This is a genomic window from Mesorhizobium sp. WSM4829, assembly GCF_055811475.1.
Window position 1 is genome coordinate 11,834 of record NZ_JBVVQJ010000029.1, and the last position, 13,340, is coordinate 25,173.

Annotated in this window: 12 protein-coding genes and 1 pseudogene; 4 read left to right on the plus strand and 9 right to left on the minus strand. The window is 58.5% G+C overall.

The window, feature by feature from the left end; all coding sequences use genetic code 11:
* The first annotated feature begins 1 nt into the window (after nt 1).
* Both AC0L17_RS24250 and AC0L17_RS24255 read left to right on the plus strand, forming a co-directional pair.
* The gene (locus tag AC0L17_RS24250; protein WP_473517665.1) at nt 2-1,729 is read left to right on the plus strand and encodes an acetolactate synthase catalytic subunit; all 1,728 of its coding nucleotides are present in this window, start codon (nt 2-4) and stop codon (nt 1,727-1,729) included.
* Entirely contained in the window at nt 1,726-2,475 is a 750-nt protein-coding gene (locus tag AC0L17_RS24255) for an SDR family NAD(P)-dependent oxidoreductase (RefSeq protein WP_473517666.1), read from the plus strand. The genes AC0L17_RS24250 and AC0L17_RS24255 overlap by 4 nt, the downstream gene beginning before the upstream one ends.
* A gap of 81 nt (nt 2,476-2,556) precedes the next feature.
* Here the strand turns inward: AC0L17_RS24255 and AC0L17_RS24260 are convergent, their stop codons facing one another.
* The 3 genes from AC0L17_RS24260 to AC0L17_RS24270 all read right to left on the minus strand — a co-directional run bounded on the left by AC0L17_RS24260 (nt 2,557) and on the right by AC0L17_RS24270 (nt 5,962).
* The gene (locus AC0L17_RS24260; RefSeq protein ID WP_473517667.1) at nt 2,557-3,117 is read right to left on the minus strand and encodes a GNAT family N-acetyltransferase; all 561 of its coding nucleotides are present in this window, start codon (nt 3,115-3,117) and stop codon (nt 2,557-2,559) included.
* A gap of 442 nt (nt 3,118-3,559) precedes the next feature.
* Entirely contained in the window at nt 3,560-4,225 is a 666-nt protein-coding gene (locus AC0L17_RS24265; RefSeq protein WP_473517668.1) for a hypothetical protein, read from the minus strand.
* A 480-nt stretch (nt 4,226-4,705) separates the two neighbouring features.
* Nucleotides 4,706-5,962 (minus strand): aminotransferase class I/II-fold pyridoxal phosphate-dependent enzyme, encoded by a 1,257-nt coding sequence (locus AC0L17_RS24270; RefSeq protein WP_473517669.1) that lies wholly within the window; start codon nt 5,960-5,962, stop codon nt 4,706-4,708.
* 605 nt (nt 5,963-6,567) lie between these two features.
* Between AC0L17_RS24270 and AC0L17_RS24275 the strand changes: the two are divergent.
* Together AC0L17_RS24275 and AC0L17_RS24280 are read left to right on the plus strand one after the other, a co-directional pair.
* Nucleotides 6,568-6,998, plus strand: a pseudogene (locus tag AC0L17_RS24275) (transposase family protein); the annotation flags it as partial.
* A gap of 331 nt (nt 6,999-7,329) precedes the next feature.
* Nucleotides 7,330-7,563 carry a helix-turn-helix transcriptional regulator gene (locus AC0L17_RS24280; RefSeq protein ID WP_473517670.1) on the plus strand — a complete coding sequence of 78 codons (234 nt, stop codon included), beginning with the start codon at nt 7,330-7,332 and terminating at the stop codon, nt 7,561-7,563.
* 603 nt (nt 7,564-8,166) lie between these two features.
* Here AC0L17_RS24280 and AC0L17_RS24285 read toward each other — a convergent pair.
* The 6 genes from AC0L17_RS24285 to AC0L17_RS24310 all read right to left on the minus strand — a co-directional run bounded on the left by AC0L17_RS24285 (nt 8,167) and on the right by AC0L17_RS24310 (nt 13,301).
* A complete protein-coding gene (locus tag AC0L17_RS24285) occupies nt 8,167-9,006 on the minus strand; it encodes a 2OG-Fe(II)-dependent halogenase WelO5 family protein (protein WP_473517671.1) in 840 nt (279 codons plus the stop codon).
* Nucleotides 8,999-10,255, minus strand: a complete 1,257-nt coding sequence (gene ectB, locus AC0L17_RS24290; RefSeq protein WP_473517672.1) for a diaminobutyrate--2-oxoglutarate transaminase — start codon at nt 10,253-10,255, stop codon at nt 8,999-9,001. Before ectB ends, AC0L17_RS24285 begins: the two co-directional genes overlap by 8 nt.
* An 844-nt stretch (nt 10,256-11,099) precedes the next feature.
* Nucleotides 11,100-12,113 (minus strand): 1-aminocyclopropane-1-carboxylate deaminase, encoded by a 1,014-nt coding sequence (locus AC0L17_RS24295; RefSeq protein WP_473517673.1) that lies wholly within the window; start codon nt 12,111-12,113, stop codon nt 11,100-11,102.
* Nucleotides 12,114-12,426: 313 nt separating this feature from the next.
* A complete protein-coding gene (locus AC0L17_RS24300; protein WP_473517674.1) occupies nt 12,427-12,747 on the minus strand; it encodes an exopolysaccharide production repressor protein in 321 nt (106 codons plus the stop codon).
* A 36-nt stretch (nt 12,748-12,783) separates the two neighbouring features.
* Entirely contained in the window at nt 12,784-13,101 is a 318-nt protein-coding gene (gene fdxB, locus AC0L17_RS24305; protein WP_473517675.1) for a ferredoxin III, nif-specific, read from the minus strand.
* Entirely contained in the window at nt 13,098-13,301 is a 204-nt protein-coding gene (locus tag AC0L17_RS24310) for a CCE_0567 family metalloprotein (protein WP_473517676.1), read from the minus strand. The genes fdxB and AC0L17_RS24310 overlap by 4 nt, the downstream gene beginning before the upstream one ends.
* Nucleotides 13,302-13,340: the final 39 nt, after the last annotated feature.

Below are 13,340 nucleotides of genomic sequence, written 5' to 3' on the forward strand. Positions count from 1 at the left end.
CATGGGAGAGACTGTCGCAGAGGCGATTGCGCGTGCGTTGAAGCGCCACGGCATCGAGGTGATCTTTGGCCAAAGCCTGCCTTCCGCCGTCATCCTCGCTTGCGAGGCGATCGGCATCCGCCAGCTCGCCTACCGGCAGGAGAACATGGGCGGCGCCATGGCGGACGGGTTTGCCCGCGTCTCCGGCAGGATAGCCGTGGTCGCCGCCCAAAACGGACCTGCCGCTACGCTCCTTGTGCCGCCGCTCGCCGAGGCCCTCAAGGCGAGTGTGCCCATCGTTGCTCTCGTGCAGGAGGTCGAGCGGCCGCAGGTCGACCGCAACGCCTTCCAGGAGCTCGACCATTTCGGCCTCTTCTCGTCTTGCGCCAAATGGGTGCGCCGCATCATTACCGCTGACCGGGCAGATGATTATGTTGACCAGGCCTTCATCGCGGCCGGCAGCGGCCGGCCGGGGCCTGCGGTGCTCCTGCTTCCGGCCGACCTCCTGCGTGAGCCGGCCGTTGCGCCAAGACATATCCGACGCGCGAGCTTCGGCCATTGGCCGATCGACCGCACACGGCCGGAGGACGACGTTCTGTGCGAGGTGGCCGCGCTCATCGCCGGAGCCCGTGCGCCGGTCGTGGTCGCCGGCGGCGGCGCAACCTCGCCCATGGCCTCGGTGGCGCTAGCCCGCCTCCAGGAGACGGCACATCTGGCCGTCTTCACGACCAACATGGGCAAGGGTGCAGTCGACGAACTCCATCCCCTCTCGTGCGGGGTGCTCGGTTCGCTCACAGGTCCGCGCTCGCTCGGCCGGCGGACGAAGGCGATCCTCGACGAGGCCGACGTCGTCCTCCTCGTCGGCACGCGCACCAACCAAAACGGAACGGACAGTTGGCGCCAGATTATGGCGGGCGCACGCGTCATCCATATCGACGTCGACCCGACCGAGATCGGCCGCAACTACGAGGCGCTGCGCCTCGTGGGCGATGCGGCGGCGACGCTCGGCGCGCTATGCGAGGCCATCGAGCGCCTCGACCAGTCGCACCGCCGCACCGCGCGAGCGCACGCCGAAATGCGCATCGCGGCCGCCTGGGCCGCCTTTGAGGAGGACCGTGCGCCGCTCGCGGGTAGCACCAGGAGTCCCATCCGGCCCGAGCGCGTGATGCGGGAGCTGCAGATGCGCCTCGCTCCCGAAATGATCGTCGTGGCGGACGCGAGCTATTCGTCCATGTGGATCGTCGGTCAGTTGCGCTCGCAGCGCGCCGGCCAGCGCTTTGTCACGCCGCGTGGCCTCGCCGGCCTCGGCTGGGGCCTACCCCTTGCGATCGGGGCGAAGATCGCGCGGCCGGAGGCGCCGGTTGTGGCGGTCACGGGCGATGGCGGCTTCGCTCACAGCTGGGCGGAACTAGAGACGATGGTGCGCAGCCGCGTGCCCGTCGTCGTGATCGTCCTCAACAACGGCGTGCTCGGCTTCCAGAAGGATGCCGAGACCGTGAAGTTCGGGGCCTATACGAGCGCCTGCCATTTCGCTTCGGTTGACCACGCGGCGATCGCGCGGGCGTGCGGCTGCGGGGCGACAATAGTCAAGGCGCCGGGCGACATCGGGCCTGCTCTCGACGAGGCGCTCGCCTCAGGGCGACCTTGGCTTGTCGAGGTCATTGCCGATCCGGACGCCCACCCAGCGCTCTCTCTCTTCGACGGCACGCTTGACCGCGATGCCGCTCGCGACATGGAGTCCGTAGTGTGACGGAAGACAGCGAACCTGCGGGCATTGCGGGCGTCACCGGCGGAGCGACCGGGATCGGCTTTGCGACCGTCGCGCAGCTTATCGAGGCGGGCTGGCGCGTCGCCCTATTCAGCCAGACGAGAGAGCGGGTGGAGGCTGCCGCGGTCAAGCTCCGCGCCCGTTTCCCAGTTTGCAAGATCCATGCCGACACGGTCGATCTACGCGACCAAGATGGCCTCGGCCGCTTCTTCGCCAATGTCCGCGAGCGCTGGGGAGCAGTGTCCGCGCTCGTTTGCAATGCGGGCTACTCGCCGAAAGGTCCCGACGGTCAGCGACTTGCACTCAGCAACATTCCGCTTGCGCAATGGGATCACGTTATCCGGGTGAACCTCACGGGCGCCTTCCTCTGTTGCCGCGAGGTGCTGTCCGGCATGGCGGAAGCCCGGCAGGGCCGTATCGTCCTGATCGGCTCGCTCGCGACGCGTACGCAGCCGAAGATCGCTGGTGCGAGCTACGTCGCCTCGAAGAGCGCGCTCGCAGGGCTCGGCATCACCGCGAACACGATCTGCCCTGGTCGCATCCCAACCGAGATGACGGGACCGCCCGAGACGGCCGGCAACCGCGCTGCACTCGCGCGGATCCCGATCGAACGGCTCGGCAGGCCCGAAGACATCGCCCGCGTCGTCGAGTTCCTCGTCCGTCCGGACTCCGACTTCATCAATGGCGCCATCATCGACGTCAACGGCGGCGAGTTCATCCCCACCTGACAGGTCGGCCGGCGAGCACAGCTGTCCATGAGGAGAACGCGCATAGCAGCCCGTTCAAAGCAGCCGACGAGCGACCGACGTTCAGTCCGTATGTGCTCTGGTTCCGCCGCTCTGGCGGGCGACGCCGTACTGGGTTGCGCGCACCTCATAGAAGCCCTTCACGTGGTCGCCGTATTCTCTGTCTTCCACGTGCTTGAATCCGATCTTTCCCAGCGCGCGAATAGAGCGTTTGTTCTCTGGCCGAACTACCGCGACGACTCGCTCCAGATTGAGCTCTTTGAACGAAAAGCGCAGGATCACTCGGCCGACTTCCGGGCCGATCCCACGGCCGGCAACATGCCCGAACAGGCAAAGGCCGTACTCGACGTGCGTCGTATCCTCGAAATACCGTAGCCCCGCGCGGCCCGCGAACTCGCCCGGTTCCTTCGAATCCTTCAGGAAAACGCCGAAAAAGCCAAAGCCGTTCTGCCGCCAGTCCCGCATATACTGCTTCATCTTTTCTTGTGTGTTCTCGCACGATGGAGGCTCGCCGGAGAACAGCGATTCCACGACAAGATGATCGGTGTGAAGTCGATGAACGTCTTCGAAGTCCGAAATGGCTAAGGGACGAATTAAAAGACGCGATGTCTCAAGAACAAGCACGATCGTTCTCTAAAAGAAGAGTCATAATTAGTTGATCATCAATATTGCTATCTATGACAACGTTTCGACGTTTTTGGAATCATCGGTATGACCTGATTGAATAGTATTGTTTTACGCATAAAATGCTGTGACGGTCCCAATACTTGGCCTCTTGGCCAGTAATGATGCAAGTCATCACCTAGGCTGGCCCACACAAGCTTATTAACCGGTAGCAGACGACGTAGACCACTGCTGTGGATATGACACCAAGGAACAGGAGAGCGCTAAGAGCCTGAATAGTCGGGATGATCGTCCAAGGCTTCTCGAAGGCGAGGCTCACCGGCAGCGGCATGGGAGTGGCGCAGATTATGACCGCCGTTCCGTTCACGAGGCATTTCCTTCCCGCAGCCGGGTCCATAGCATGACTGGACAGAGCATAGCTTCGCAGACGCTCCCAGAGGGGTTAGGAGCGACGCCACGTTTCCGCTCGGCTGAAACGTGGATACTGCGGAATGGCCAAGAAGGCGGCCAGGCCAAAGAAGCCTACCAACAGACCGAAGATAGTCGCTTTTGATGACCACTCGCACCGGGAAATATAGCGAAGAGCACCGCGAAGGGAGGGGTTGTGGCGACCAGAACCGACATTTCGCTTACCGGCACGGTCATGGATGTCCAAGCCATCAGAAAGAGAGAGAACCTGGTCAAATAGCGCGATCTGAGTATAGCGGGTCCAAAAGCTGAGATTCAACCGGAAACTCGGAACTTCATGTGAAATCAGCAGAATTCCGTGGCGGGCTGCAAACTCCCACAAGAAACTTAGGTACGAGGAATCGACAGGTACGAGCCCCGCGTGGGACGCAAAGGAATCGATGACGACGCTCGCCAGCGTCTGCTTGTGCTGCGCCAGCACCCGCTCCATCGCAACGATGTCGTTGAACGGAATGACAACCACCTCGGCCAGGACTGACCCCGGGGTTCCAGTATTGTAGCCCTTCGTCTCCGTTTGCCCGTCGGCGGGAAGGAGATCGAAGCTAGCTTCCACATAGTCATAATTGCTGTGATGGGCGCCTTCGCACTTCGCCATCTTCTGGCGTCTGGTGATGGCGCACGCGGCTGTGATGGCCATCATCACTACCTCCGACCTGTATTGGTGACGCGTACCTGCTCGAAGAGGGGCACCCTTTCGCAAACGATCTCGGCGAGCGCAATCTCGCTCTCGGTGGGATTGGCGAAACTGAGCTTCCAGCCGATTTGCTCCATGAGCGCGGCATTCACATCGGGGTGGCCATAAGCTCGGATCAGGGCGATGAAATTGTTCTGGAAATCCAGATAGGAGTTCTCGTCGACGTCTGTTACTTACGCTCTCTTCCCCGGATGCCAGAAAGAAGTGCGCCTCATGGACACTGCTGCGCGGTTTGCCCCCGGGCGTTACCTTTTTTGAGCGCTCGTGCGCAAGGCGGGAGATGCTAAGTTGATCATAGCTGATCATGATCCGAACTCCGAAAATCCTTCGTGTCCGGGTGAGACTCCTTCGGCGGAACGCTCCGCCCGATAAGTCGTCCCGGGGAGCCGACCCGGGCGTAGCGTCAGCATCGGCGTCATTCTGGGCTTAGGCTGTGGTAAACACGGGTTGGTAGCTCTGAATCTTGCTGCAGAGCCGCTCCAGATCCGACAGGTTGTGGCTTGCGGTCAGGCAGATGCGTATGCCTGCGTGGCCGCGAGCGACCGTCGGAAAGAACGTGACGGATGTATAGAAGCCGTCATCCAGCAGGCGCTCTGCGAAATCGATGGCTGCGAATTCGTCGCCCACCTTGATCATACGAATTGGCAGAGAGGCGCCTCCCTGATCTGTCTTGATGAGCTCGTCGAAAAAGGCGATGCGCTCGACCAATTGACCTTGGCGAACCTTGAGCTCGCTCGTCCGGTGAATTTCCGCCGAGGCTATAGCGGCACCGACAGCTGCGACGTTGGGCGCAGCCGAGAAGGCATGCGGAATGGAGTAGCAACGAAATAGCTCTTCCTGATACGCCGTTCCAAGCATGAGCATGCCACCCGACGCGCCGAAGCCCTTGGCGAGGGACGCCGAGACGATCGTGCGCTCACCGAGCTCACGGGGCAATTGCGAGCGCGCAAAGCCTTCACCATTTTCGCCAAAGAGGGAAATTCCGTGCGCGTCGTCGATGTAAAGAAAAAGACCATACTTCTCCTGCAACTGGAGAAGCCCTTCGATCGGCGCGAAGCCGCCCATCGAATAGACGCCATCGCACACATACGCGACGATTGGATGCTTGCGGCAAATCTGCTCCAAAGCATCGAGGTCATTGTGAGGAATTGTCTTAACTAGGGTCTCCTCGGCCACGACTGGCTTATGAAAGGCGAGGGAGGCATGGGCCCGATGGTCGAACACCATGACAGGTCTTTGACCTTCCGTTAGATGTCCGGAGGCGATGATTGGCAATGCGCCCATATTGGCAATCATGACTGTCGAATAAGCAATAACGTGCGCCCCAAAGAGTTGGGAAAGTATCTCCTCAAGATTACCAATGAGCCCGAAATTCAGCCGCGTGCGTGCACATGACCAGTGGAGTGATCCGTATTCCTCTATTGCGGCAACCGCGCCGGCAATGATAGCCGGGTGATTGTCCAGGCCGAGGTAGCAACAGCGTACATAGTCGGCAACGGTATCGCCTTGTCGCTCGCCTCTCGTGAGCCTGACCGTCCTCCCCTCCATCGAGCGTCCGTAAACGGCCATGAGACCACGTTGGTGAGCCCGTTCGAAATGCATTCGCGTCCGATCAATGACCGAAGCGGTGTTGCGGAAACGACTGGCGCTCACAACGCTTGCTGCGGGTTCTACTGCAGACATCAGGACGTCCTTTCACAAGTAGACTTGTCTCTCAAAGGTCTCGTTGCGTTATAAAGAGTGTCATCACCACGTTCCACAGTAATACCACCAAACATGGCAATTATTATGTGAATTATTGTTAATATTTCTCAATTGATAATTTAATACTCATGGCTGCATGGTAATAATATCTCTTAAAAAAAGAGGCAGCCGGCCACGCAGCTCCGTCTCCGGAGGCCGACGGGACCCGGAGCGGAGCATCTCGCCGTCTGCGGTGATGATCGAACAGGCCCGCCGTTCCTAACCACGGCGACCCGTAGATTCGCCCAGCTTCGCGCTTAGCGAAAGGCGCGATCCCGGAGCGGATCTCCTGCGCGGGAGTCACACGCGTCCGGTAGACGATCCTCAGTCGCAGGAGTGGTGTCCCGGGATACCTGCTTGCACGGCGTCAAGGCGGCAAGGATCGCCACCTGGTGATCGCGTCGCAATCGCTGGGATCCTGCGAGCCCTTTTGGGCGCCTGCTCGACCGCCGTGCTGCCTCTCTCCGGTCGCTACGATGCCATTCAACGAAGTCGTTGGCGCGGCATTTGGCAGTGCCTCCTGGCGCGCAAAGGGGTTATGGCGCGCGGGCAAGAAGATCGATGGCCGCAAGCGCCAGATCGCGGCCCATATCGACGTGCGGCTTTCGATGTTCAACCTGACGCCGGCCGACATCGCGGGCGCACGGGCCAACTCGCCTGCGTCCGCAAGCGCTGGCCTGGGTCAAGCATCTTCGCCGACGCGGCGATCGGATCAAGCTCATGGCAAGGCCGCCTATCTCGACTTCGTCACCCAGATCAAAGACCCATCCGACTAACTAACAGCGCTTCCAATTCCTGCCGCGCCGCTGGGTGGTCGAACGCACCTTTGACTGGGTGCCAGATGGTGACGCCTCGTGCGCGACTACGAGCAGCGCATCGACGTCTCTCAGGCCATGATCCTCGCCGCCATTGGCGGAAACTGCTACAAAGAACCGCTCATCCGTCAGTTTCGAGACCGACTCTGAGAGCTAATTAATCAACGCGATTATTTTTGACACGCCGATGAAACGCCGTGTGGTTTCGAGTTTTCCCCGTTAAATTGTCTTTCGCGGTCAAACACATTCAAATATCGTACTAAATTCACGCGACGAAAAATATCATAATATGTACTCCGCATTGCCTATGTTGCGCTCGCATAACGGTGACGAAATACACGTTTAAGCTAAAATAACTTCGCCAATTGCAATCAGATGTTAGAGCTGTATCGATTCAGAGCTGCCTAGGGAGCCGCGCAGAGCCGTAGCCTTACACCCCGGCAGTTTCGTGCCCAGTGACAACATCCTGCAAACGACTGCGGAGGAGAGACTGTGGAAGGCCGGCGGATCAGAGATTTCGAGGAGACACCCACCCTTTCTCCAAGAGAAAAGGAGTGTATCATGTGGACAGCGAAAGGGAAAACATCCTGGGAAATCGGACAAATTTTAGGCATATCCGTAAACACTGTTAATTTCCACATAAAGAACGTGATGAGAAAACTGGATACTGGCAGCAGAACTACAGCATCTATAAAGGCGATAACACTTGGAATTATTGAGTTGTAATATCGGCACTGAACTGCCTGCGCGAGTGCCATGCCGAATCACGACCATGATGTTCACGGATAAGGCCCTCTTACTGATCGGCCACTTTAACATTGCGATAGGAGTTTTCTTGAACCTGCATCTGTCCGACCGGCGGGTGCACTAATTGGGCCGAGTTCGGAAAAGTCGAAGGCCGGCAGCGGTGCACTGCGCACCGACGCAGGTAGACGCAATATATCTGCTAAAAGGGGACGTTTGCCTCTCACGTCTGGGTTGCTTGTTCCTTTGCTCACCGACACCTCGCGCTGTGTTCGGCTGCGCTCCGTGAACAGTGGACCGCTGCGAGCTCGCAACTTTCAGGAAGATCCGGCATCAACAGCCTGTGGCTCGGTGTCGTGCCTATCTGGTCTGCGATCAAGCACTAAGAGCGACCCCTTCCAGATCACCCGCGCACAGGCAGTGACGCAACAGATAATTGGTAATTGCGTCGGCGACCGGCAGCATCTGAAGCGCCAAGCGCGTTTTATGACACTGTCGGTCGTTGGAAACCCGACGGCTGTGCCTGAAGGGACCTCCGCGTTGCGAACGGATGTGATACGTGTCAGCGGATGTCATCGTCCAACGTCAGGTCCACCAGACAACAAGATCTGGTCGCGCAAACCCAAAAAAGCTGTTCAGCACCAGCCGACGCTTTCCGTTACCTGATTGACCGGTGACCCCGTGAACGAAACCGCCATCGATCAGGGCGATATCCCCCGCCTTGAGCTGAAATTCGCGACAAGGAACGCGCTCGAGATAGGCTTCCGAATAAGGATAGCCAGTAGTCTCCACACCCTGCGCTATTCGGTTCGCAACTGTCGGCTTATGGCTCCAGAGCCTCAGATTGCCGCCTTCCTCGGGCATGCTGGGATAGAAGTTGAGTGCTGCGACAGTGTTGTGGGCCACCGAAGAAAGCTCATAGCCGTTCCCAGCACACAACACTTGAGCGACATCGTCATGGGGGTCCAATGAAAATGTGCCGCTGCCAGACCAGCTGATAGCACGACAAACATTGGCATGACCGTGTTCTGAACGGGCCAGTCGCAATTCAATGCCCTGCTTGTGAAGCTCGCGCTCCAACGCACTGAATATTGCTCGGACCGGGTCAACCAAATCCTTAAACAGGGCCTCCACGTACGGTCGCGCATTTTCGGCCTCTGCGAAATACGTGGCTGCGTCCTTCCTGTAGTGCGATGCGCCGACATATTGTCCGGGCACTCCATCTTTTCGCTTCTTGAGACCGGTGCTGCCACTGAAGTTGGCGGTGATCTCCTCGGCGACCTCAGTGCTGAAAGCTTGCTTCATGTGCAGAGCGGTGGTCTCACCTTTCATGACTGAGATGATGTCAGCAGTGCTGATGGAGCCGGTGCGTTCTCTGATAGAAACTGGAGAGATGGCCGGCGCCTGAGGTATCTGACTAGACATTGTCTTGCTCCTGTAGTGCGTGATCAAGAATGGCGATGCCACGATCGAGCTCGGCATCGGTGATGGTTATGGGCGGGAGAACTTTGATAACGTCGCGATCTGGCCCTGAGGATTCGATAAGCAGACCGTTTGCGAACGCGACATCGCGCACACGGCTCACAGCGGCCGATGAACGGCACTTGAGGCCGGCCATCAGACCGCGGCCGCGCTTCTGTTCAATGCACTTAGGAAACTTGGCGATTAGGCGGTCAAGGTGCGCTTGCAGCTTGACCGCTGTCCGCTCCACGCCAGCAGTAAACCGGACGTCCGTCCACAATTTGCACATCGCCCCTGCCGTCACGAAGGCGAAATTGTTGCCTCTGAAGGTCCCGCTATGTTCTCCGGGTTTCCATATGTCCAGGTCGGGTCTAATCAGAACGATGGACAACGGACTACCTGAACCGCTTAGGGACTTGGAAAGAGTCACTATATCAGGTTCGATTTTTGCGAACTCGAACGAGAAGAAATCACCGGTCCGACCCGATCCTGCCTGAATGTCGTCAACGATGAAAACAACGCCGTGCTTGCGGCAGATGCGCTGAATTTCTGTGAGCCAAGCTGCGGATGCGGTGTTCATGCCGCCTTCTGCCTGGATAGGCTCCAAAATGATTGCGGCAGGTTTTTCTATGCCGCTTCCCGGATCGCCCAAAACGCGGTCGATGTAACTGGCAGAATCGAAAGCCTGGTTTGCATAGCCGTCATAAGGCACACGGATCACATCGTGGCGTGCGACGCCTCCCAGCTCTCTCGTAGACGCCGAGCCCGACACCGCCAGAGAGCCAAGCGACATGCCGTGGTATGAGTTTGTGAAGGCCATGACACTCGAGCGACCGGTATATTTTCGCGCCAGGGCCAGTGCCGCTTCATTGGCGTTTGTGCCGGTCGGCCCAGGAAACTGTATCTTGTACGAAAGGCCTCTGGGCTTCAGGATCGATTCGACAAACGCTTCAATGAAGTCACGCTTTGCCGCCGTATACATGTCAAGCGACAGAAGAATGTTCTCACCGATCATATATTCTATTGCTGGGGCAATGATAGTGGGGTTGTTATGTCCGTAGTTAAGTGCGCCAGACCCCACAATGAAGTCGATATGAGGCTTACCGGACTCGTCCCAGATTGTCGCCCCGAGAGCTTTCGTAAATACTGTCGGAAACGACCGGCAATAACGACGAACGTTAGATTCATACGTGGCGAAAGCGTCGGTATTCATGATGAGTCCCTGATCTAGGCGAGCGTCAATGAGAGAGTGGGTTGACGCGATCTTGTCTAAGGTTTTCGGCTGAACGCCGAAACTACGGCATCTGGTAGTTGACGGATTTGCCGTGCAAGAACTCCCTCAAGTCGGCTCTGGTATCGATGCAGACCTCCACATGGGCTGGCCATCCCGGTTGACGCCGACGCCAATAAATCAGGGAATTCACTGGCCCAAAACGCCTGGGAACGAACCTGCTGGTCTTACGTCGTGGCGATGGTCTTGCAGCATCAAGCCGGTGGCTTACGGAAGATGCGCTTTGCTATCCCGGAAGGGGCAGGCATAGGGGTTTGCGGGCCGTTGACCTCATGCTGTCACAGGAGTGGCGACCATGATCTGTGCCCACGCAAACGCCCCCACGGCAGAGCGGATGCCCGAACAGAAGCGGTGGCTAGGACGACCAAAAAGGCCCGGGCCGACTGCTTCGGCACGGAACTGATCGAGAGTCTGCGCCAGGCAGTTGCGTGGAAATCCTAGCTGCCGCTGCACGCCATCCAAATCGACCCGACGTCGCCGGCGTCAAGTCGGTCCGCAAGATGGTAGATCAACTGGAGTTCAAGCGCCGGTTCCGCATTCCGGCTTCGACAATGGGGGTTCGAAACAGGGCCGGCGAACGCCGGACTTTGCGGCAGCTGCTTACCGTGTTCGAGCGGGAGCCGAGAGCTGTCTAGTGCGCGCGCCATCAGGCATCGCTGCTCGCACACCCGACGGCGCTTCCTGAACGCTGCCACGTTAGCTTATGGGAATTCCAGTTGGTTCATATCGCCCACAGGGCAGCATGGCGTAGCGCATCTGTCGCGCGTCATCCATTGCGGAAGGCGAAACCGTACCCGTTGATCGCAGGCGCGCCGCCGAGATGAGCGTAGAGGATCTTAGACCCCTCTGGAAAGAAGCCTCTCTGCACAAGGTCGATCATTCCGTGCATTGATTTGCCCTCATAGACGGGATCGGTAATTAGGCCCTCGAGCCGCGCGCACAGACGGATCGCCTCCTTGGTTTCCTCGGATGGAATGCCATAGCGCGGGTACGCGTAGTCCTCGATTAACATCACGTCAGCCTCGATGAGTTCCGTTCCGAGCTCGACGAGCAGCGCTGTACGTTGGGCTATGCCAAGCACCTGCGCCTTTGTCTTGGCGGGAGTCGCAGAGGCATCGACACCGATCACCTTGCGCTGTCGACCGTCCGCGGCGAACCCGACGATCATGCCGGCTTGCGTTGAACCGGTGACGGTGCAAACGACAATGTAGTCGAAGGCAAACCCAAGCTGTTTCTCTTGCGCACGCACCTCCTCGGCGAACCCCACATAACCAAGGCCGCCGTATTTGTGGACAGAAGCCCCGGCTGGTATCGCATAAGGTCTGCCGCCCCTTGCCTTGACATCATAGAGCGCTTTTTCCCAACTCTGGCGGATGCCGATGTCAAAGCCCTCGTCGACAAGGCGCACCTCTGCACCCATGATGCGGCTCAAGAGAATATTGCCGACCCGGTCGTAGACGGCATTGTCATGTGGAACCCAGCTCCCCTGAACCAGGAGGCATTTCATGCCGACCTTGGCGGCCACCGCTGCCACCATCCGGGTGTGGTTGGACTGCACGCCGCCGATGGTGACGAGCGTGTCGGCATCTGACGCGATCGCATCGGGGATGATGTATTCAAGCTTGCGCAGCTTGTTTCCGCCGAATGCGAGACCAGAGTTGCAGTCCTCGCGCTTGGCGTAGATTTCCACCTTGCCGCCCAGATGCTTGCCGAGCCGGTCGAGCTTCTCGACGGGGGTGGGTCCGAAGGTGAGCGGGTAGCGTGCGAACCGTTTCAGCATATTTTCTCCAGTGGTACGTGATTGCCCGGAAACTAGCGGTGCACGAGCGCTCCTAAGAGACGCGTTTGACTGTGATCCGGCACGTTCGGATGTTTCCAAAAGAGGCCGCTGTTAATGCTATCCGGCGCCTCGTTCGTGGTCGAGACGAAGCACCCGGGCGCTGTTGTGCTCCGAACGATAGCTATGGAGCGAAACCTGCTTCGATGCCGGTCATCACCAGAACGCGGTCGCATCCGATTGTCGCACGCGATGATCACCTCATACTGGTTGCCCCGAAGTTATAGGAACCTGTGCTTTAACTTGTCACGGCGCCTCAAGGGAGGAGCATTGCCATGCCGAGCATTAGATTGCGCTGGCGCACATCTGAAGATTCATTCCTCACCTCATCACTGTCTGATGACCGGAATTGAACTTTCTGGGAGCTAACGAAGAGCTCAGCTCTTTGCTCGCCGCGAACGCCGCTGGACCGCCAGATTAGAAATAGAAGGTTTGCAAAATAGGCCACCTGGAGAACCAGCCAAAAGGCCAGCGTCGTGAAGACGGCCAGACGGATGGAATCCGACGCAAAGTAAACCGTCACAGCGTTGCCGCACAGGACCATCCCGAGGAGCCGACAAAAGATGATTAAACGCAATGGCGTTCTCCTGATTTCTCTCGTCAATCATGCAGCTCAGGCCGAGATCTGGTCGCCCGCGACATGAGTCTGGCAGTTCTTTGGGCAGACACGGCCGCAGGCTCCGCAGCCAATGCATCGGCCAGCATAGTCCACCACCATGATCATCCGATTGAGCTCACCATCGAAGTCGTCGTCACCGTCGTCGCAGGCGCCGAGGATCTCACCCGCGTCATCTACGCCGTAAAGGTGCATAACCTCCCGCGAGCAGACCTTGAAACAGCGCCCGCAGCCGATGCAGATCTTGCCATCTATAGTCATCAGATATTCCGGCACCCATCTGGAGCCGTCGCGGGTGATGAATTCGCCCTTCATTGTAAATTCTTCATTTTCGCGAGCTCTCTCCTGGCACCATGCAACTCCGCATAAACGGCGTGCGCTTTCTCGGCCACTTCCTCTATCTCAGTCCATTTCACTGGAAGACCCTCGGCAAGGTCGCGCAAGTTCGTCTTAGCAATTGCTGCGCGCAGTTGAAGCTTTCGGACCTTTTTCACAATCTCATCCAAGTTTGACATAATCCTTCCTTGAAATCGGTCTTTTCACACTCGCACGAC

Coding starts and splice junctions, on each gene's coding strand:
- AC0L17_RS24250 (WP_473517665.1), top strand. CDS start 2: ATGGGAGAGACTGTCGCAGAGGCGATTGCGCGTGCGTTGAAGCGCCAC.
- AC0L17_RS24265 (WP_473517668.1), bottom strand. CDS start 4,225: ATGATGGCCATCACAGCCGCGTGCGCCATCACCAGACGCCAGAAGATG.
- AC0L17_RS24270 (WP_473517669.1), bottom strand. CDS start 5,962: ATGTCTGCAGTAGAACCCGCAGCAAGCGTTGTGAGCGCCAGTCGTTTC.
- AC0L17_RS24285 (WP_473517671.1), bottom strand. CDS start 9,006: ATGTCTAGTCAGATACCTCAGGCGCCGGCCATCTCTCCAGTTTCTATC.
- ectB (WP_473517672.1), bottom strand. CDS start 10,255: ATGAATACCGACGCTTTCGCCACGTATGAATCTAACGTTCGTCGTTAT.
- AC0L17_RS24295 (WP_473517673.1), bottom strand. CDS start 12,113: ATGCTGAAACGGTTCGCACGCTACCCGCTCACCTTCGGACCCACCCCC.
- fdxB (WP_473517675.1), bottom strand. CDS start 13,101: ATGAAGGGCGAATTCATCACCCGCGACGGCTCCAGATGGGTGCCGGAA.
- AC0L17_RS24310 (WP_473517676.1), bottom strand. CDS start 13,301: ATGTCAAACTTGGATGAGATTGTGAAAAAGGTCCGAAAGCTTCAACTG.